Below are 21,106 nucleotides of genomic sequence, written 5' to 3'. Positions count from 1 at the left end.
TTATTATTGAGTTTGAAGACAGACTTGTGAAACATATTAACTAAAACTGCAGTTACACAGAATCTGTTACACCCTCATTATTGTCCTATTTTATAGGTTGCCAGCCTATCGGCATAAACATACCTTTGCTCTGCTTCTATTGTGGGATAGGTTTTTTTTCAACTTCGCGTTTAAGTTCATCGGCTTTTTTACGGGCTTCATTTTCATATTTATCGGCATCTTTTCTCACTTCGAACGCATCCTTGTCAGCCCTGCGCATATCCTCGCTCATATCTTTACGGGCATCACGCTCATACTTATCGGCATCTTTTCTCGCCTCGATCGCATCCTTGTCAGCCCTGCGCATATCCTCATTCATATCTTTGCGGGCCTCACGCTCGTATTTATCGGCATCCTTTCTAGCGTCTTGTGCCTCTTTCTTAGCTGCTTTCATATCCTTATCAGCCACTTTACGTGCTTCACGATCATACTTATCGGTATCCTTTCTAGCGTCTTGTGCTTCTTTCTTAGCAGCTTTCATGTCCTTATCAGCCGCTTTACGTGCTTCACGATCATACTTATCGGCATTCTTTCTTGCCTCGCGCGCCTCTTTAGCTGCCTGTTTTTCTTCTTTTCGCAGCGTTTTGTCTAGCTCTTGCTGCCCCTTATTCAATTCTTTTTGCGCTTGCTTTTCGGCTTTTTGTGGTGGCTCTGCTACTGCACTTGGTGCGAGCACCAACGAGGTCGATACTAGCAGTACACTGACTAGTTGTGTGGCTGTCATCTTCAAACTCCTTTTAGCTTAACCTAAGCAACTGAATAAATGAGTAATTAACTAAGTAATTGACTAAGTAACTGTCTAAGTAACTGTCTAAGTAACTGTCTAAGTAACTGTCTAAGTAACTATAGCTCTGTCGGTAACATTTCAAGCTGCTGCTACCAAAAGAGCAAAATTGAATCATTCAAGTATAGTCAAAATATCAGCGTTAAACGCTTTATCCTCTGTAACTAAGAGCCTAATAGACTTGGGGTTTGTTGCGGACAATTTATAAAAAAAGATTAATGTGAAAACTCCGCGTTTTTTCTATATATGGGATATCTAAAACATAAATAAGTGTGGCAGTATATTCAGCCACAAAGGCATAGCCATAAAAATAAATCAATAAAAATAAAAATTTAGCAACAAACTGGTGTTTTTTTTATAACGCCTTTATCTATTTTCTAGGAGTCATATGAATACAGTCTTTACCATTGGCGAACTGGAATCGTTTTTAATTGCGATTCTGGTGCTTTTCATAGGTCATACGGTTAACCGCTATGTTCCACTGCTTAAGAAATACAATATCCCCGAACCCATTGTTGGTGGGCTTCTAATTGCAGCCCTTATCACTGTGCTGCACTTTAACAATATCACAGTGGCATTTAGCCTCTCGATGCAAAACACCCTAATGCTGATGTTCTTTAGCACCGTAGGATTAGCCGCAAACTATAAGTTATTACTCAAGGGCGGTAGTAAAGTATTCCAATTTCTCGGTGTCGCCTCACTGTTTATCGTTATTCAAAATATCGTCGGCATTAGCTTAGCGAACCTATTGGGTCTAGAGTCTTTCATGGGCTTACTAGCAGGTTCTATTACCCTTTCAGGTGGCCACGGTACCGGCGCGGCCTGGGCGGATACCTTCCAAAGTGAATATGGTGTCAATACCTTAGAGTTTGCTATGGCTGCTGCCACATTTGGTTTAGTCATGGGCGGGATTATCGGCGGACCTGTGGCGCAACGGCTTATTAATAAAAATAACTTAGTATCAAGTTACGGTGTGGGTGGAAATCATCATACCGACCACCCAGATCTGGTAACTTATGATCAGCTTGAAGAGGACAGAGTCACAGCTAAAAGTGTATTAGAAGTCCTGTTTATCATGCTGTTGTGTGTCGCGGGCGCGAAATGGACTAGCGCCATTATTGAAGCCCTAGGAGCGAGCTGGCTCAAGATGCCTGAGTTTGTCTATGCGCTGTTTATTGGCGTAATGATTACCAACTTAACTGAAATATCTCGCGGCTACAAAATCAACAGTGAATGTGTTGACGTTCTGGGCTCAGTCTCGCTAGCGCTGTTTTTATCTATGGCTTTAATGAACTTAAAGCTTTGGGAGATCTTTGATCTCGCCATACCGCTACTTGCCATCTTAGTGGTACAAACAGCCGTGCTGGCGCTCTTTGCCTATTTTGTGACATTCAGAATAATGGGCAGTAACTATGATGCAGCAGTAATGGCGGGGGGCCATTGCGGTTTTGGCTTAGGCGCAACGCCTACTGCAGTGATGAACATGGGTGCGCTAGTATCAAGAACAGGCCCATCACCACAGGCCTTTATGGTGGTACCGATTGTGGGCGCTTTCTTTGTTGATATCGTTAACGCGTTGATCCTCAAAGGCTTCATGATTTTTATTGGCTAGGTTTCAATAGCAAACTGTATTCTAGCCGCAAAAAAGCCAGCGATTAACGCTGGCTTTTTTATCACAGTTTCTAGTCTCAGCTCTTCCTAGGAGCTCGCACCTAGGACCTTCTTTCCCGCCTCAACTTGTCCGGCTTTTACTTGCTCAACCTTGGCATAGTATCTAGAAAGCTTGATATAGATAAGTAAGGATAAAAATATCACCCCACCACCAATAAGCTTTTGGCTTTCAAGGGATTCGCCTAGCACTATCACGCTAAGGATCAGCGTCCAAATCGGTTCTAAGATCATCAAAAGCGCGGCGGTTTCCATACTCACCTTATATTGACCCATCGTCTGTAATAGGTATCGCACAGACGTTGCGATTAAGGTAGATATGGCAAACCAGATAATCAGGTTACTCGAAAACACTATGGTGTGAGGCTGAGTAAAAATCGCATATACCACGCCCACAACCCCCACAACAAACAGCTGCAAGCAGATAGAAACAAGCGGTTTTAAGTTGCCACTGATTCGTTTATTCAGCACGAAATGTACCGACAGTAAAGACGATGCTAGCAAGAACAACAACTGGCTCACTTGCATATTCCAGCCGTTGGTTAGGCTAAGTAGCATCATGCCGCTAATACTCACGGGCAGTGCAATCCAAAAGGCGCGGTTAGGCTTAATTTGAAACAGTAACCAAGCCGTAAGCGGGGCTATAATCATCGCTAAGCTCATGATAAACGCGCCTTCAGATAAGCTCTCACTGATCGACACTGCGTATATCCAAACCTGCAATGCGCCGCCTAGAAATACACCGACACCACAAGCCGATAGCACTTGCTTCAAGCTCAATTTGAGCAAGCTTTTATAGCAAAATGGCACCAAGATCAGGCTTGCCAATATAAAACGCGTTCCAATAAAGACCTCGCCAGGTATCGATTGCACCACAATTTTTGAGGCTATCCACCCCACAGCGGCCAACAAGGTGGCGATAAATAGATACAACACTCCGCGCATTAATAGCACTCTTAAATAGAAGGCCTACAGCCAATTAGCAAATGGGATTAGGGGGTATAGCATGGGTGAAAAGTAATTCTTTCACCGTGCTAATAACAAAAATAGCAATCCCATTTACATGGGATTGCTATTGGCTTGTCGTGCTATTTTAAAGTAAGAACCGCTATTAACGCTACAGATTATACTCAGTGTAATCCGTTAAGCCTTTTTCAGCGCCGCCAAACAAGGTTGCCGGATCATGAGCGGCCAAAGGATAGCCATGCTTTATGCGACTAGGTAAATCTGGGTTAGCCACAAATGGACGACCAAAACCAATCATATCGGCAAGGCCATCAGCAATGGTTTGCGCCGCTTTGTCTGCGTCATATTTACCGGCATAAATCAAAATACCATCAAATGCTGCACGCACTGCATGTTTAAAGCTTTCTGGTGTTTCTGGCGCATCATCCCAGTCCACTTCAGCAAGATGTAAATAGGCAATCCTATGCTTATTGAGCAGCGCTGCCGCTGCGGTATACGTCTCTTCAGGGCTCGCATCCACAGTGCCGTTGAGTGAGGTAAATGGCGCTAAACGCACGCCCACTTTGTCGCTGCCAATAGCATCTACCATGGCGGCAACGACTTCATCTAAAAAGCGTAAACGATTTGCAATGCTGCCACCGTATTCATCGGTGCGATTGTTCGCTTCAGAATCAATAAACTGATTCACCAAGTAACCATTAGCTGCGTGCAGTTCAATGCCATCAAAACCTGCTTCTACGGCATTTAATGCAGCTTGTCGGTACTGAGCTATAACCTGTTCAATATCGTCCTTGGTCATTGCTCGTGGCTCAACCACCTCAACAAAACCAGGCTCCTCAGTACCATTATCGATAAACACTTTAACGCCTTCAGCTTTTAATGCTGATGAAGAGATAGGTTGCTCGCCGCCAATATTATCAGGATGAGTAACACGGCCTACATGCCATAATTGAGCAAAAATCACTCCGCCTTTTGCATGTACTGCGGCGGTAGTTTTCTTCCAACCGGAAATTTGCGATGGGCTATAAATACCAGGCGTCCAAGCATAACCTTGGCCCATTGGTGAGATTTGCGTGCCTTCGGCAACAATTAGACCCGCCGATGCTCGCTGAGCGTAATAAGTGGCCATCATATCGTTAGCTTCATTACCCGGCTGACTCGCTCGCGAGCGGGTCATTGGTGGCATCACAATACGGTTATTAAGAGTATGTCGGCCAAGCTGTACGGACTGAAATAATGCATTTTTCATCTTAAGTTCCTTATCAATAACCCGCTGTATTTACTCTTATAGACGCGCTCAGCTGCATGGCTATCTTGTTCGCCTAAATTGGCTATTAATCTGCTTACGCTACTGATCCGGCTTTAATCCAACAGGATCAGTTCTATTTGGTATCCATCAGGGTCTAGCCCAAATGCGATATGCGGCTCTTGCTAGTTTGTCTCTTGCTAGTTTGTCTCTTGCTAGTTTGTCTCTTGCTAGTTTGTCTCTTGCTAAGAGATTATTGCTAATAGTTTATGGCCGTCATATTAAGACAATTTAGATAAGATGAATAATTATGATATTTTCTGATAACAATAACTTTTTGTTATTAAGAGTTGTACTCAATCTTGCCGATGCAACCTATCCTGACACTGGGTCCGTATCAGCAGCATAAACAAAAAAGCGAACCTTCTGTAAAATACAAAAGATCCGCTTTCAACTATCTTATTACTATTGTTTTAAGCCCAATATGGCTTAAACAGTATAAAGACCTATCACTTAGCGATTAAGACAGGGCTCTACTGAGCCGCTTTCGCTCGTGCACTGTGCAGCTTTTTATAGCTTTCAATCAGTCTTAGATGTGGCTCGATGCCTTCAAGCGCCATGCTGGTTTTAGTTAAACCATAAAAACGCACGTCACCATTAACAGTACCAACGACATTATTCATCACTTCTTCACCAAACATACGCTTGAAGTTATAGATGAAGTGTTCAAGCTCAAGCTCTTCGTCCATCTCAACTTCAAGCACAGCACTAACCGCTTGATAGAATAAGCCACGCTCAACCGTGTTGTCGTTAAACTGTAAGAAACTATCGACTAGCTCCATCGCCTCTTCTGCGGCGCCAAGTGCTAGATAGATTAAGATCTTAAGCTCGATAATAGTTAGCTGACCCCAAACGGTATTTTCATCAAACACAATACCAATCATGGTGCGAATGTCGGTGTAGTTATCTAGCTGACTTTCTTCTAAACGATTCACTAAGTCCACTAACTCTTCATCACTTAATGAGTGCAGATTTAAAATATCTTCGCGGTACTCCAGCGCCTTATTGGTGTTATCCCAAATCAAGTCATCAACTGGATACACTTCAGAAAAATCAGGTACTAGCATACGACATGCTGACGCACCTAACTGGTTAAACTCAGCGGTATAAACCTCTTTACCTAAGTCAGCCAAAATGCCAAATAAGCTGTCAGCTTCTTCCTGGTTGGTACCAGAGAAATCCCATTCGCAGAAATCAAACTCTGCATTGCTGCTAAAGAAACGCCATGAAATCACACCGGTTGAATCGATAAAGTGTTCAACAAAGTTTTCTGGCTCAGTTACCGCCATGCTGTTAAAGGTTGGCTTTGGCACATCGTTCAAACCTTCAAAGCTACGACCTTGCAATAGCTCGGTTAAGCTGCGCTCTAACGCCACTTCAAAGCTTGGATGCGCGCCAAATGAGGCAAATACGCCACCGGTTTTCGGGTTCATTAAGGTCACACACATCACCGGGAATTGACCACCTAATGATGCATCTTTAACCACTACCGGGAAGCCTTGCTCTTCAAGACCATTAATGCCAGCTAAGATACTTGGGTACTTTTCGAGTACTTCCATTGGCACTTCTGGCAGGACAATTTCTTGCTCGATGATTTGGCGTTTAATCGCACGCTCAAAGATCTCTGACAGACACTGAACCTGCGCTTCTTGGATATTGTTACCCGCGCTCATACCGTTACTTAAGAACAAGTTCTCAATCAGGTTTGATGGGAAGTAAACCGTCTCGCCATCTGAATGACGGGTGTAAGGAATAGTACAAATGCCGCGGTCGATATTACCCGAGTTGGTATCAATCAGGTTAGAACCCGCAAGTTCACCTTCTGGGTTATAAATGTCTAAGCAGTATTCATCAAGCATGCCAGCAGGTAATGAGTCGTCGTCTTCCAACGCAAACCATTTTTCGTTCGGGTAATGTACGAACTCGCTATTAGCAATCTCTTCACCGAAGAACTGATCATTGTAGAAGAAGTTACAGTTTAGACGCTCGATAAATTCGCCCAATGCCGAACATAGTGCACTCTCTTTCGTCGCGCCTTTACCATTGGTAAAGCACATAGGTGATGCCGCATCACGAATATGTAGCGACCATACATTAGGAATAATGTTGCGCCATGATGAAATCTCAATCTTCATGCCTAAATCGGCAAGCATACCAGTCATATTAGCAATGGTTTGCTCAAGTGGCAGATCTTTACCCAAAATATAGGTGCTAGCATCGCTATCACTTTGCCCCATCAGCATTGCATTGGCATCTGCATCTAGGTTTTCAACAGTTTCAATCTTAAACTCAGGGCCAGTTTGTACCACTTTTTTCACGGTACAACGCTCAATTGAGCGCAAAATGCCTTGGCGGTCTTTATCTGAAATATCGTCTGGCAACTCAACCTGGATTTGAAAAATCTGGTTATAGCGATCTTCAGGATCAACAATGTTGTTCTGCGACAGTTTGATGTTCTCTGTTGGAATATCGCGCGCCTTACAATACACCTTAATGAAATAGGCCGCACACAAGGCAGATGATGCTAAGAAGTAATCAAATGGACTCGGTGCAGAGCCATCGCCTTTATAGCGGATTGGCTGATCGGCGGTGACGGTAAAGTCATCGAACTTGGCTTCTAATCTCAAATTATCGAGAAAGTTAACTTTGATTTCCATTGAATATGATTTCCACTTTGTTGCGAGCGTTGCCCTTGGCACAGATATCAGCCTGTCACACAAGCATCTAGCTTAATTGTGGATCCAGACTGGGTATCAGCCCTGAGGCCAAATAAACGAATTGGGGGAATTATCGGTGTTTTTGGCGCATTAGTCTTGGGTTAATTACACAAAAGCTCAGATTCACAGCACTGACATCTAGAATAAGCATTGTCAATCAGTATCAAGCTGCGCGCTCATCGAGTTTTTTGCTTCCCAAAGCTTATTGATTCTTATCGGTCTCGCGCTTCACTAAGATAAACGTGAGGTACATTTTCGTCGGCAGTGACAGCACCATGCCAAATGCCACGCAAACGGCACTAATGATAATCCCGGTTACGCCCATAGCGTGGATGGTGTCGTTGAAGTTATGCAGGTAAATCCCAAGCAAGATTAAACATAACCCAATTCCGATACAGGTTTTAAGAATTAAGATTAGCTTTTGGTCTGTGACTTGACTATCTGACACCACGTCGCTCCTTACAATCAGCCTCTTGTAATCAGCTGTTTGCAATGAAGCTCTTGGCAATAAACCTTTTACACTAAACAATGTATGATTATGGCGACACGGTGTTTTTTTGTGCTGATGTAGATCAAGTTTAGTTAAGCTAGCGCTAATTAAAGCTCACTCTGTACAACCGCAAAGCCCTCAATATAAAACTGCAAATAGTCTCTAAGCTGTTTGTTAAAGCTATTTATTCAAGCTACTTGATAACTCGACTTGTGATGGCTGGTTAACCAAAGGCTATCTAATAACTTCACGATTAAAGACCTTTAGCTAAAAGAACTGGCGATTAATGGCCATCTATCGGCAGCGTTACCAAGGCTTTATCTGGCTTGGCATAACTTAAACGTGCCAACCTTTGTGTTTGGTGATAGCTATCAAGCCCTGATACCGCAACACTTTCCAGCGCTTCAATATCAATATAGCCATCGTCTTTTAGGCCTGACTCATCCACCATAATATGAGTGATTTCGCCTATCACTAAGATAGTACCGTTAATTGCCAGTGGCATTATCTCTCGTAGGTCAAGCGAGAATTTAAGCTGACTTTGCGCAACAAAAGGCGCCTCAATACCAGCAACAAATTCAGCTGATAGACCGACTTTATCGAATTCTGACACCTCTTCGGCATAACGCGCTGAAGTCTGATGTGCCTGACGATAAATATTGGCTGACACATGGTTAATGGTATAGCAGCCCATTTGCTCAATATTGCTTAACGTATCGCGCGGTACGCTATCGGGACGAATAACCATCCCCATCAGTGCTGGGCTAGCGCCGAGATGAAAACACGAGCTAATTATCGCCACATTGTTATGTCCGTCTTCACTTATCGTTGCGACTAAATTGGCGCTTTTAAATCCTGATAAACTATTAATCAAGCGTGCGCGCACGCGTTGCTCCATCTGCTCAATGTCGTCAAACCCAATATGTTTCATTATCAATATCCTTATAAATTGTCGATATGGGCGAGTAAATGCTTAGCCCGCTGTAAAATAAGTTGCTGTGTTTGCTCTGGCTTTTTCAGCCAATTGGCGTAAACCATACGTGTGCGTGGATTAGCGCTGAAGTCATCAATATGCTGCTGCAAAAAATGCCAATACAGCGCATTAAGTGGGCAAGCATTATCGCTATGACTTTGTTTAACCTCGTACTGGCAACCACTGCAGTAATCACTCATTTTATTGATGTAGTTACCGCTCGCGGCATAAGCTTTAGAGCCCACAATGCCGCCATCGGCAAATTGACTCATGCCACGGGTATTCGGCATCTCTACCCACTCGATAGCGTCGATATAAATGCCAAGATACCAAGCGTCCACTTCATCAGGATCGATACCGGCGATTAAGCAAAAGTTTCCAGTAACCATTAAACGCTGAATATGGTGGGCGTAGGCATAATCGAGGGATTGTTTAATCGCGTGCTGCATACAGTTCATTTTAGTGTCGCCATCCCAAAACCAGCTTGGCAACTGACGATTAGCAGCAAGGTGATTAAGACTGGCGTAATCTGGCATATTGGCCCAATACACGCCCCTTACAAACTCGCGCCAACCTAGAATTTGCCGAACAAAACCTTCAATTTGCGCCAAGGTGATGGCGCCATCACTTTGCTCAAAATTGCCAATGGCAGTGTCTATCACTTGTTGTGGGCTTAACATTTTGGCATTGAGCGCAAACGACAACCGCGAGTGATACAGGCTCCACTGTTTTTTGTATTCTGTAATCGTGACTTGATCTATTTTGGCGCCTGAACCGGGTGCTAGCGCTAACTCGCCCATGGCAGGCGCTGCGGTCATGTCTAACTCATGAGTCATCGCATCTTGAAAGCGGCCAAAATTGACCAAGCAGTTCCGACAAAAAAACTGCAATAGTTCATTAGCTTGTTTGCGTGTAATCGGCCACAACAGCTCTTTGTGGGCTGCACCAATAGTGGCGACATGATGGCGCTCTAGCCTACGCAATATGGCGCTGACATCGTTAGCAAACATCAGCGGCGCTGGCACAGCGTCAAAGTCGTTTTTTTTAAGCTTCTGCCGATTATCAGCATCATAATTCCACTGGCCACCAGCGGGTTCATCACCTTGCATTAATAGATTAAAACGGCGGCGCAGCTTGCGGTAAAAGTGCTCTAAGCGATGCTTTTTATCTGCTGTAAAATAATCACGAAGTTCGGCATCTGCCAAATAAAAGTGCTCGGTTTCAAACGCGAGACTGGTAATCTCAAGCGAAGCAGCAAACTGCGACAACTGCTGACGCAGCCGATATTCATCAGGTAATTGATACTGAAACTCATTGATTTTATTCTGGTTAATTAACGCAGCTAAAAGCGCTGGTAAGTTCGGATACTGTGCAGTGTCATCAAGAGTAAGGTGCAGCACCTGGTGCCCTGCTTGTTGTAAGGCTTTTGCAAAGGCCTGCATCGCAGCAAAAAAAGCACACACTTTTTGCACATGATGCTTGGCATAATCAGTCTCTTGATGCAGTTCGGCAATCACATACAAGGTCTTATCATCTTGCTGCTGATACCATGAGTGAGCGGCGTTAAGCTGATCGCCTAAGATCAACCGTAAAGTGGTAAATTGCTGATTATGTTGATTCATACATCATTCCTTTACTGCAGAGCATCTTTGTTTTTTAAGCTCTGCTTTTGCCCTGCGCAGCGCTTAGAGCAATACTTAACCTGCTGCCAGTCTTTACGCCATTTCTTGCGCCAGCTAAATGGTCTTTCACAGACTAAGCAGATTTTTGATGCCAACGGATTATTACTCAATATCAAATTCCCTCCACTCAGTCGCTGGCAAAATCAACCCACAGCGCTAATAAACACTAATACGCACAGGTGAGCGTTACAGATTACTCTTGCTAACCAAATGGCGAGCTAAAATATAAGCTATTGCGGGGAGTTGAGCTGCCTAAAGCGTTTTTCTATAAGCAAATTGAACTCATTGTAGGTCAGCCGCTTTTGATACTCGTAAGCAAAACGGCCGTGAAACAACAGCGTCATCACTAAGTCTTGATAGCCTAAATAACAGGTATAACCATCAATATCATGCCAAGCCGTTAAGCCATCTAAATGATATTTATCATCACGTTTTGTGCCGTTAGTAACCAAATGATTAAAAACGAAAAGATGTTTTGATAAAGACATAAATAACCCTTGAAAAGCTTTGGTAGTCACAGCGCTAATAACACGCAAACCACTTGCTTTGGTTGCAGTGATGAAGGCACTGATTGGCCTTTACTGGGTTAAATACGCATATACCGTCAGTCTGGTTTACAGTTTATTGCCTCATAAAAAAGGGATAAGCCGTAAAGCTTATCCCTTTAGTTCATACTGAACCTATCAATATCGAAAACGACTATTACATCGCCTGCTTTAGCATTTCAACAATGTCTTGATGCTCACGGTCTATAGCCAAATCCATTGCGCTTGAGTCATGAATATTCTGATGATGCATCGTCTTAGCAGCACCATTGGCAAGCAGTAACTCAACAATCGCAGTACGTTCATTATAGTTACCAATAACAGCATGGATAAGTGCAGTGTTACCATCGTCACTCAGCGCATTACAATCAGCGCCAGATTGCAGCAATAATGCTACCACCTCGGCAGTGCTGTTGCCGGCGGCGGCCATTAGCGCGCTTTCACCTTCATCATCTAAGCCGTTTACATCTGCGCCCTTTGATAACAGCAGCTGCATCTTTGACAACATACCGTTTTGGCTAGCGATATTAAGCGCTAGCGTGCCATAACTTCCCGCTTGATTAGGATTAGCACCCGACTCAAGTAGTAAGCTAACAATCTCAAGCGTACTTTTTTGGACCGCATGATTAAGCGGTTTATTCTTGTACCAATCGCCCTGATTCACGTCAGCTTCATTAGCTATCATTTTGGCTACCACTGCGGCATCTTTATCTAAAATAGCCTGAATAAGTGCAGTAAAACCATTGACATCTAGACCATCCTTATCAAAACCATGTTCATCAAAACGATCATGGCTTTCATCGTCATCGTCATCGTCATCGTCATCGTCATCAAAGTCATCGTCGTCTTCATCATAGGCTTTTTCATCATAGTTATAGCCTAAATCAGCGCCACTCCCCGGTTCACGCCCTTCAATGTAGTCGCTCAAACCAGGCCAATTTCCACGGTCGCAAAAGTCGTTGAACTCGACAATAGACTCGTTAGGCGACTTATCAATTAGGACTTCTAACAACTGAGTCGACCACTTTAAGGTCTCAATCGGTGCGCCTAAGCAGTTATGATGGAAAACAGCGATTTGCGCGGTAACATTATTCGCAGCAAAGGCGTCAAGTAACATGTTTGCAAGTGACTTTATCTCGTCAACTTCGCACTCAAGGCTGAGTAATAACAAGTGTTTTTCAAGTCTAAACGCATAAATATCGTCATCCAGATGATCAAGCTCTGGGATCAACATTTTTATCGCGTTATCGCTCGTGGTATTTAGCTTGATACAGATAAAATAAGGCTCATCATAACTATCTAGCCCGGCAAGATGCTCACTTAGTACATCGTCTAGCGTTAATCCATCGAAAATATTACTGCTAAGCATGTAAACCTCATTTTTGATTCATGTCTAAAGCGAACGCATCTTTATACTGACTAACATTAAAAATACACGCCAAATTTTTTGTAGACTAGTCCCTCGCCACAACAAGTGCAAGCCGTTATTTTCAATGAAGATATTTAAAGTTACAAACTGCTTTGCTGAACAATTTAAAGGCGAATTTTGCAAAGAAAAATGCCCACGGTCTACCAGATATCAGCCTCAAAACGCGCGGTTCTGGCCTCAGCCATGGTGCAATCAGTCATGTGCATCAACTCGGCTAAAGTGATGTTGGGATCTTGAGTGATTAAACGAGCGAGCTTTACAGCTAACGGCTCCAACTTATCGGCATGGCTCAATAAGCCGGTATCCACTTTTCGAATAAGGTAAGCAAACTCGCTACTACCAGCGCTTAATTGCACAGTTTTTAGCTGCTGACTAAAGGCCTGGATTTGCATAGCATCACCGCTTATCCCCCAGTTTCGAGAACGGCGCACACGCTTAAGCTCACAAGTAAATTGTTTAGCAACGGCTTGTGCTTGCTTTACCGCTTCGCGGCCAATTCGATGGATGAGCGAGGGAAGCGAGATAGTAATCTCATGTTTCATGGTGGTGTTTCGAGGGACCTTAAGTATTAATATCAATTAGTATAAAGATGTAATCGCTCAGCGAGAATTTAGCGCTTCAGAGGCAAGGTCATTAACGACTAAGCTATTTTTTCAGCCCTGAATCAAAAACTCAAGTGCTGCGCTTGTAACTGCTCTTGCAACAATTCTTACGAGTGCTCTTCAACAATGCGCTTAGCAATGAACAGGTAATGCCAACCAAACAAAAGTAACTATCGCTACAACCAACTGACTCCATACTATCTTTCAAAAAGACACTAACCTAACGCAAAACTCAGTGATTTATATCGCCACAATTGAAAAACAAAACCGCTATTTATCTTGCGTTTGATGTAGATCAATAACCGCCTACGCTTTTTCAGGTCATATAAAGGTGAGCAAGATCACAGGCAGCGCTTAAGTTTATCTCACAGAGCTCACACCATCGTGACATTGCGATGTTAAACAGCCGCTTATCATCATTAAACCTACAATATAGAGGTACCCTATGGAGCTACTACCAAATTGTTATACCGACTTATGCGTCAACGGCAAATGGTTTCACTACGATCATGGTACCCACTCAGTGTTCATGCTTAATGGCAGTAAACCACTGACGTTTGAGTTAAATTCATTGCCCTCAACTGAAGATGAACTCGAGATGCATTTAACTGCCATATCTTCAGAACTTATCTAAGCGCATCCAAAGCAAGCTTAGCGCTTTGCGGCTTGCCCATCACCTGAAAAGGCTCCGTCTACAGCATGAGAAACGTTGCCATTTTTTATGATAATTTTATTGATATAAGTAGAAAGTTAAAAATAAGTATGGACAACGCTCAATTATCGCGTAGTATCTACCTCGCTCTGCTATTGAGAGTGATTAATGAAAAATAAGTAAAAAGTAAAATCTCAGAATTCCTTCGTTATTGTTGTTATCCTCAGTTTTCCCTTATATTCATCATCACATTAAATAATTCAATTTTTCAGTGCACCGCATACTGCGACAATTTTTATTAATTTAATATTAAGGGACACATAATGTCTAATACAACTGGTATCGTAAAATGGTTTAACGAAGAGAAAGGTTTTGGTTTCATTACTCAAGACAATGGCGGCGCTGACGTATTCGTTCACTTCCGTGCAATCACTTCTGACGGCTTCAAGACTTTGGCTGAAGGCCAAAAAGTATCTTTCGAAGTAGAGCAAGGTCAAAAAGGCCTGCAAGCAGCTAACGTAAGCGCGCTGTAACTTCGTAAGTTGACGTAAATGGTTTTATACCATTTACGTCATTTAAAACTAACACCAATAACACTGACGTTAAAAATCAACTTCAACAAAAAACTTTAATCCAAATTTATACTGTATCTGCGAAAACATTAACATTTCAATCATCTGCTTGTTGTATATGTCATTACGTTTCTGAATCACTTCGTTATATTCTTATAAATACAAATTAAATAAAAAAAATAAGACTTATTTTAAGTTTTGCTTATTGTTAAGTCATTTTTCAAAAAGGTTAACTATGTCTCGTACATCGGGTCCAAAACGATTTTGGTTTCACCAATCTAAAAAGAAATCAGCACACACTAAAACAAACAAAAAAAGGTAATAAATGAGAGTAAATTTTAATATTTTTAAAGATAACATTTCTTGGAATGCACTAATCCACCAGCTAAATGGTGATGTACTATTACGTCATGTTCTCGTCAAGGGCAATGTCGTAGATAGAAATATAGACTTTATCTATTGTGATGAAACCTGCCAAGGTAAGATCATCAATGGCAATAACCAGCTTATCGGTAACTTTTCGACCACTCATTAGTAAGACTCGTTACGCAAGTTCAAAGTCATCAATAACGCTCTTAAGCCCTCCCCCACTTTAAGAGAAGCACCAGCCTCTATTTAGATCAATAATCTTTTTAGATCATCAATCTGTATTGCCGCAGTGGTAACCCGATGTAAAGAGCCTTGCCTACCATAGATAATGACACCATTTAGGTACACAAGACTCAACATATCACGCCAGGATTTAAGCGTGTTTTACTATATCAGCAATAAGACCGGCTCAGCAAAAGATCAGCTCAGCAGCTGCTCAGGTGCTTGATAACTAATATGTTGGTGGAATCGCACAATCAGCTCATCACGAGATTTGTCTAACGCCAATTCAGACGTGAGGCTCCTTAGCGCATCTTCAACTCGGTTCAAGTAGCGCCCAAGTGCGCCATCTTTACAATCATTAACGCCAGCGGCAATCGTAAAGCTAACCATTTCGACTAAGCGGCTACCGTCCCAATGACGAATAAACTGCTGCTCTTCGATATTAGGGTCAAAACCAAGCATTTGCACTTCGTCAGTGCCATCAACTAGATCGAATTTACTGTTACGCACAAGCGGGGTTAGCCCATTTGCAACCATGGCAATTCGTTTAAGCTGTTTGGCTGAAGCCGCCTGAATAAATACATCCTCAAGCTTCTGATACAGAGGCGTAAAGTCATTGGTCGGTTCTGGTAATATGGCCTGCTTAAGCTTACGGCTTAACGGTAGTTTGACCGTAACATAGCATAATGAACCGTGATCCTCTGGAAGCGGGCATTGTCTTGCTCTATACCTATCGCTGATTGAGCGTAGCTTATAACCATAACTCTCTTTGTTGCCTTTCGCTTTAGCGAACAGATCATATGAAAGGTGCTGATGATCGCGAATTTTGATTTTTAGATTTTGCTCTGGTAACTGAGGCATCAATTTGGCAAGGAAGGTCTGCACCTTAATATGGAAATTAGCAGAGTTACTGCGAATTTCGTCACCCGTAGCCAAGAATACAATCCTAATTTTTCTTGCTCGGTAATCATCTTTACTATGAAGGCTTTGCGCTTCATGATATTCAGGATTGTAGAAGAATATGATCTGCTCTTCGGTTGGAAAGCAATATGCTTCAGCATGAAAACGCACCACAGGTAACTTATCGTTAGTGATCACATGAAGGTTATATAGCTCCTCTTGCTCCCCTAACGTAAAAATAGTGCGACTAAGAGACTCGTAACATGTTTTGTAATCCGGAAAATGAGCTAGCAACGCATCTGTTACTATGATCTCTGCAGTAATGTACTGATTGGCTCGAACGCCCTTGGGAATGTACACTTTCTGCTGATGGCTAAGGGACATAAATACTCCTTGTATTAAGTTAACCATATATATCTTGGTGCCAATAGTAGCGATATTTTTTGACAAAGATACTACGATAGAACACTCTTTTTACTAGTTAGAAACATAATACGCTTTGAATCTGATTTATTTCTTAAAATCGATATATAAAGACATTTCAAATAGTCATTAAATCCGCCAAGTCATATCCAATTAAATAGCCTCAAATACGCCTATTAACGCTCATCCTGTAACTATTACGCTATAACTATCACTCGGTAAAAAGTGTATTCAAATTTTAATCTATCAAGGTATAAGCAACTCTAATCACAAAAACACCAACAAAACAAAAGCGATACAAGTCACCATTAGCCACAACCGCTATTTACCATCCAGTAACAAACATTTAATATGCGGTTTATTGAAAGTTGTAGAGCGTGTTTAGAATGCAGAAGTCTTCTCTTAAAATAAAACTGTTACTAACGACTGCCTTAATAATAGTGTTGTCATTACTCTTTATTACTTGGGTCGGCATTACGTCAATGCAGACGACGGCTACGGAGTCACAGCAGTTGTCGGCAGATAGTTTACAGCGCATTACTCAAGCTAAACTGGATGAAATTGCCGCCAAATCAGCCGTCATTATTGAAAGTCGTTTAAACGGTGCATTTATGGTGCCGCTAACCTTAGCTGAGCTATTAGCCAGTAGTTCATCACATGCCGATGGCAATGTATTCTCCCGAGTTCAGGTTAAGTCGCTTAACCGACAATTCCTCAACGCTAACTCTCAGGTGAGTGCCATATACAGCCAGTTTGAACCCAATGGCTATGATCAAATTGATAGCCAATTTAAAGGAGATTTAACCCATAGTTCTGATCAAGGCACGCTTGAAATCTATTGGGTGAGAGAAGATGGAGAGTTAGCTTTTTATCCTGTCGACGATCCAGATGAAAAGTACCTAGATACCAGAGATGAGTTTGGCCAGCGAGAAGCCGAGTGGTATTTATGCAGTAAAAAGACCGGCAAGCCCTGTACTATAGAGCCTTACTGGTATGAGCTAGAGGGCGGAGAAAAAGTTCTAATGACCACCTTAGCGGCCCCCGTGACAGCCGGAGGTCAGTTTAGAGGCTTAGTCGGAGTAGATATAAACTTACCCCTATTACAAAAAATGATTGTGGCAATCGCCGCCGATCTCCCGCAAGCACAAGTCAATCTATTAAGTGAGCAGCAGCGCTTAGTGGCCAGCTCTAATCACAGCAAACAGTTGAACCGCCCACTGACCGAGGCCGACACACAACTGGCAAAAGAGTTACAGACTGCAAAGGTAAACAACCCTGACTATCTGACCACAGTAGCAAAAATCAATATTAGCGCCTCTAATACCGAGTGGACATTAGTCATCCGCCAACCTAAAGCTGTGGCACTGGCTGATAGCCAAACCTTGATAACGCAAATGAAGCAAGCAACAGAAGCAACAGCAGTAAAAATGGTCACTTACTCGCTGATTGCACTAGGTCTGGCTATGGTGCTGTTATATCTGTTTGTTAACAGTTTTGTGAAGCCCATGTCACAGATGGCGCAAAAGTTCGATAGCCTATCTAAGAGTGATGGTGATTTAACGCAAACTCTTGATATAGAAAGCCATAAAGAGCTCATCACCATGGCAAGTGGCTTTAACGCGTTTGCAGAAAAACTCAAGTTGATGGTGTTATCGATAAAAGGCCAGTCGAAACAATTAACTCAAGAAGCAACCGAACTGTCTAAAACCGCCCTAGCGACCCGAGTCGCCACTGAGAACCAGAAGCTCGCCACCAGCAGTATAGCCGCTGCTGTAGAAGAGATGTCGACCACGTCAAATGAAGTGGCAAATTTAGCCACCGATGTCTCTAACGGCGCAGGGGAAGCATTTGAATTTTTGAAGAACACTCATGGCAGTGTCGAAAACACGACTAATGAAATTAATGCACTCGCTGGCGAGATGAGCGTTGCATCTGAGCAAATCGCGCGAGTTTCTCAGCAAAGTCATAATATCAATACCATATTAGAAACCATTCGAAGTATTGCCGAACAAACCAATTTATTGGCATTGAACGCCGCGATAGAGGCTGCGCGAGCCGGTGAACAGGGACGTGGTTTTGCGGTTGTGGCTGATGAAGTACGCACTTTAGCTGGGCGAACTCAGGCATCCACCACTGAAATAGACAGCTTGATTAATAGCTTACAGCACGATGTTAGCCTTGCAGTTGAGCAGATAGATGCCAGTCAGCAACGAGTTAACCGAACCGCCGATGAAACTCAACAAAGCTATCAACAGTTAAGTGAAGTCACTGAAAGAATTAATCAGATTAATTCCAGTGTGCTCCAAGTCGCGACAGCGGCAGAGCAACAATCTGCCGTCAGCGTGGAGATCAGCGAGAAAATCACTCACATCAGTGACTCAGCTGATGAATTATTAGCGCTCGCAAGTGAAGTGGACTTAGTCAGCGACAAACTACAGAGTGTGGTGAATGAGCTAAATGAGGACCTGTCGACGCTAAAAGTTGAATAGTAAATACCTTATCAACTGAAAACAATAAGGCTCACCGTTTACGTGAGCCTTATTCGTATTGCTAGGTATCGAATGCGCTGGTCACCATTACGCTCAGCCTCAATACCTTGCTATAACAGCTTATTAAGTACAAACCTGATTGCGGCCTTTCTTCTTCGCTTTATATAGGGCAACGTCAGCTCGCTTCATGGTTTGATCAAAGTTTTCACCGCTTTCGTGCTCAGCAACACCAATAGAGATGGTGACACTCACCATTTTAGTTTTTTGCTGGGCCTTACCACGTGTGGCTTTTGATTGGCTCTTACGCTTCTCATCTCGCAGCACGATATCATATTCTTCTATCGCCTCGCGCACCTCTTCAAGGTAATCAAGCGTCGATGATGCGTCTTTACGAGGGAAGACAATGGTGAACTCCTCACCACCGTAACGGAAAGCCTTGCCACCACCGCGAACGCCGCCGATTTTACTCGAGACTAACTTCAACACCTGATCACCCACATCGTGGCCATAGGTGTCGTTGAACTTCTTAAAGTGATCGATATCCAGCATCGCAACACTGTATTTACGGCCAAGTGAAAGCACTAAATTATATAGCGCGCGACGCGAGGCAAGCCCAGTCAGTTCATCGCGATAGGCTAAAAAATAAGAGTCGGTCAGAACTGTCAAAATGTAAATAGTGGCTAATGCCGTCATCGAAATAGACTGCGGCAGTAATGCTGGCGAAATAAAGTGTATAGCCCAAAGCACCAAGGTGATGAAGATGGAGGTGTTAACTAAGTTTGCCTGCCAAACCCCACGAATAAACACTAACGCGACGCAGAGATACAATGGGGACTGTATGCGAATATCTACATTCAAGGGTTCAATAAGATAAGAGTCCAGCTCCGTATTAAATTGTGTGTTAGCCCAGATCCAAACGAAAGCAACCAAAAAGCTCAGTATTATCCCAAGCCCTCTCACCAAGCTATGTGGAGAAAAAAGCCCCCTGTCTTTAATGAAAGCAAACCAGGTGATGGTGAACGCTCCCCCCAGCAACAGCAGATCCGAATGCTGACTCACTGCTAGCTTGCCAAAGAAAACACCCGACGAACACAGATAGTAAGCCAGCATTAACAGCGCCAGATACGCTAAGCGACTTCGGTTAAATTGCAGTGCAATCACAACTCCAGCTGGTAGCAACCAAAAAGGAAGTTGTTCAATCCTCCCTTGCCAAACCTGCAGCTGAGCTTGATAGATCTCACTCATCATCAGAGCCAGCGCAGTGAATAGAGGAGGGATAAAGAAATAGCGGCAACTATGATAAAAAGCAGACAAAACAAACCTCAATATAAATCTAATTAAATGCATAACGCTGCTATAGCAGGGTTAAATAATCAGCTCAATAAGCAACATCGAGTCATCGAGGTAAGTAAAGAGCAGCTGAACATAGCCCTATAAGTCGACACTTTTTGAATAAGATGAAGCCAGGCGCCATTATACTCGCAACAAGAGCGAAATAACGGACTTAGGTACCAAGTTAATGCCGACATAGGACGAATGGATAGACGTGCTATATGACGAGCTTGGATGCTTGCTCGGTTTTAGTCTGAGGTTGCTGTAATACTATTACAGCCAATGTTGAAGACTATCTATGTTAAAGACTATGTTGAAGGCAGTGTTAAAGACAATGTTGAGGACAGTGCTAAAGACAGTGTTAAAGAGAGTGTTGAGGACTGTGTTGCAGTAAGGTGGTGGCTAAAGTTGATTAAGAGACTATATATGTTAGGTGCCATAAATGACAAAAAGCCTTGCCGATTAAAACATCAGTAAACCAATGTTTTAATTAAAGACAAGGCTCAATATTTTAGCTCAACATCTCAGCCCAATATGATGGGCAGTTACTTGCGCTTATTTATAAAACGCTTCAACCTCACCCTTAACGGTAACCATCAGCGGTTGACCGCGACGGTCTAAGGCCTTGTGTGATGGAACTTTTACCCAGCCTTCGCTGATGCAGTATTCTTCAACATCAAAACGCTCTTTACCGTTAACCTTGATACCGATATCGTGCTCAAAAATAGCTTCCACATGATGCGGGCTACGTGGGTTAACAGAAAGACGATCAGGTAAAGTCGGTTGCGATGTAGTGTCAGTCATAATCCTGGCCTGTAGTAATAAAATTGCAGTAAATAAAAAGTGCGCTATTGTAGGCAATACAGGCCTAACGCTCAATAGCGGTTGCAATAAATGTTAGTGGACTCTCACTCATATTCAAGAAAGCTTATCGCTTCGCTCTCTC

At 42.9% G+C, this 21,106-nt stretch carries 19 protein-coding genes; 4 read left to right on the top strand and 15 right to left on the bottom strand.

Features of this window, described 5'->3' with window-relative positions; all coding sequences use genetic code 11:
* Window positions 1-136: 136 nt before the first annotated feature.
* Window positions 137-763 carry a hypothetical protein gene (locus ACVBIK_RS16505; protein WP_447163979.1) on the bottom strand — a complete coding sequence of 209 codons (627 nt, stop codon included), beginning with the start codon at window positions 761-763 and terminating at the stop codon, window positions 137-139.
* A 448-nt stretch (window positions 764-1,211) separates the two neighbouring features.
* On the opposite strand from ACVBIK_RS16505, the gene gltS reads away from it, so the two are divergent.
* A complete protein-coding gene (gene gltS / locus ACVBIK_RS16500) occupies window positions 1,212-2,435 on the top strand; it encodes a sodium/glutamate symporter (protein ID WP_447163980.1) in 1,224 nt (407 codons plus the stop codon).
* 86 nt (window positions 2,436-2,521) lie between these two features.
* On the opposite strand, the gene ACVBIK_RS16495 is transcribed toward gltS, so the two are convergent.
* The 10 genes from ACVBIK_RS16495 to ACVBIK_RS16450 form a co-directional block, all read right to left on the bottom strand.
* Complete coding sequence (locus tag ACVBIK_RS16495) at window positions 2,522-3,436, bottom strand: DMT family transporter (protein ID WP_447170117.1); 915 nt, start codon at window positions 3,434-3,436, stop codon at window positions 2,522-2,524.
* A gap of 172 nt (window positions 3,437-3,608) precedes the next feature.
* A complete protein-coding gene (locus ACVBIK_RS16490) occupies window positions 3,609-4,706 on the bottom strand; it encodes an alkene reductase (protein WP_447170116.1) in 1,098 nt (365 codons plus the stop codon).
* Window positions 4,707-5,236: 530 nt separating this feature from the next.
* Window positions 5,237-7,420 (bottom strand): OsmC domain/YcaO domain-containing protein, encoded by a 2,184-nt coding sequence (locus ACVBIK_RS16485; protein WP_447160692.1) that lies wholly within the window; start codon window positions 7,418-7,420, stop codon window positions 5,237-5,239.
* Window positions 7,421-7,682: 262 nt separating this feature from the next.
* A complete protein-coding gene (locus tag ACVBIK_RS16480; protein WP_447163983.1) occupies window positions 7,683-7,928 on the bottom strand; it encodes a hypothetical protein in 246 nt (81 codons plus the stop codon).
* A gap of 325 nt (window positions 7,929-8,253) precedes the next feature.
* Complete coding sequence (locus tag ACVBIK_RS16475) at window positions 8,254-8,901, bottom strand: flavin reductase family protein (RefSeq protein ID WP_447160690.1); 648 nt, start codon at window positions 8,899-8,901, stop codon at window positions 8,254-8,256.
* Window positions 8,902-8,912: 11 nt separating this feature from the next.
* A complete protein-coding gene (locus ACVBIK_RS16470) occupies window positions 8,913-10,565 on the bottom strand; it encodes a cryptochrome/photolyase family protein (protein ID WP_447170115.1) in 1,653 nt (550 codons plus the stop codon).
* Window positions 10,566-10,576: 11 nt separating this feature from the next.
* Window positions 10,577-10,735 (bottom strand): DUF2256 domain-containing protein, encoded by a 159-nt coding sequence (locus ACVBIK_RS16465; protein WP_442530498.1) that lies wholly within the window; start codon window positions 10,733-10,735, stop codon window positions 10,577-10,579.
* A 120-nt stretch (window positions 10,736-10,855) separates the two neighbouring features.
* A complete protein-coding gene (locus tag ACVBIK_RS16460) occupies window positions 10,856-11,113 on the bottom strand; it encodes a DUF3081 family protein (protein ID WP_447170114.1) in 258 nt (85 codons plus the stop codon).
* 214 nt (window positions 11,114-11,327) lie between these two features.
* Window positions 11,328-12,539, bottom strand: coding sequence for an ankyrin repeat domain-containing protein (locus ACVBIK_RS16455; RefSeq protein WP_447170113.1), 1,212 nt, complete (start codon window positions 12,537-12,539; stop codon window positions 11,328-11,330).
* Between the two features lie 200 nt (window positions 12,540-12,739).
* Window positions 12,740-13,141: a ribosome recycling factor family protein gene (locus tag ACVBIK_RS16450; RefSeq protein ID WP_447170112.1), complete on the bottom strand. Its 402-nt coding sequence runs from the start codon at window positions 13,139-13,141 to the stop codon at window positions 12,740-12,742.
* Between the two features lie 505 nt (window positions 13,142-13,646).
* Between ACVBIK_RS16450 and ACVBIK_RS16445 the strand changes: the two genes are divergently transcribed.
* Together ACVBIK_RS16445 and cspE are read left to right on the top strand one after the other, a co-directional pair.
* Complete coding sequence (locus ACVBIK_RS16445; protein WP_447160686.1) at window positions 13,647-13,835, top strand: hypothetical protein; 189 nt, start codon at window positions 13,647-13,649, stop codon at window positions 13,833-13,835.
* Window positions 13,836-14,176: 341 nt separating this feature from the next.
* Window positions 14,177-14,386: a transcription antiterminator/RNA stability regulator CspE gene (cspE, locus tag ACVBIK_RS16440; protein ID WP_447160685.1), complete on the top strand. Its 210-nt coding sequence runs from the start codon at window positions 14,177-14,179 to the stop codon at window positions 14,384-14,386.
* 442 nt (window positions 14,387-14,828) lie between these two features.
* Here cspE and ACVBIK_RS16435 read toward each other — a convergent pair whose 3' ends face one another.
* Together ACVBIK_RS16435 and ACVBIK_RS16430 are read right to left on the bottom strand one after the other, a co-directional pair.
* Window positions 14,829-14,957, bottom strand: a complete 129-nt coding sequence (locus ACVBIK_RS16435; RefSeq protein WP_447160684.1) for a hypothetical protein — start codon at window positions 14,955-14,957, stop codon at window positions 14,829-14,831.
* Between the two features lie 257 nt (window positions 14,958-15,214).
* Window positions 15,215-16,300 carry a DUF3083 family protein gene (locus tag ACVBIK_RS16430; protein ID WP_447163988.1) on the bottom strand — a complete coding sequence of 362 codons (1,086 nt, stop codon included), beginning with the start codon at window positions 16,298-16,300 and terminating at the stop codon, window positions 15,215-15,217.
* A gap of 425 nt (window positions 16,301-16,725) precedes the next feature.
* Between ACVBIK_RS16430 and ACVBIK_RS16425 the strand changes: the two genes are divergently transcribed.
* Window positions 16,726-18,828: a methyl-accepting chemotaxis protein gene (locus ACVBIK_RS16425; protein WP_447170111.1), complete on the top strand. Its 2,103-nt coding sequence runs from the start codon at window positions 16,726-16,728 to the stop codon at window positions 18,826-18,828.
* 123 nt (window positions 18,829-18,951) lie between these two features.
* Here ACVBIK_RS16425 and ACVBIK_RS16420 read toward each other — a convergent pair whose 3' ends face one another.
* Both ACVBIK_RS16420 and ACVBIK_RS16415 read right to left on the bottom strand, forming a co-directional pair.
* Window positions 18,952-20,073 carry a GGDEF domain-containing protein gene (locus ACVBIK_RS16420; RefSeq protein ID WP_447170110.1) on the bottom strand — a complete coding sequence of 374 codons (1,122 nt, stop codon included), beginning with the start codon at window positions 20,071-20,073 and terminating at the stop codon, window positions 18,952-18,954.
* A 642-nt stretch (window positions 20,074-20,715) separates the two neighbouring features.
* Window positions 20,716-20,964, bottom strand: coding sequence for a DUF3297 family protein (locus tag ACVBIK_RS16415; RefSeq protein ID WP_447160678.1), 249 nt, complete (start codon window positions 20,962-20,964; stop codon window positions 20,716-20,718).
* Window positions 20,965-21,106 lie beyond the last annotated feature (142 nt).

It is taken from the genome of Shewanella sp. 125m-1 (genome assembly GCF_052977065.1).
The sequence above is the reverse complement of the archived record's forward strand: the minus strand, read 5'-3'. Positions and strand labels throughout refer to the sequence as shown.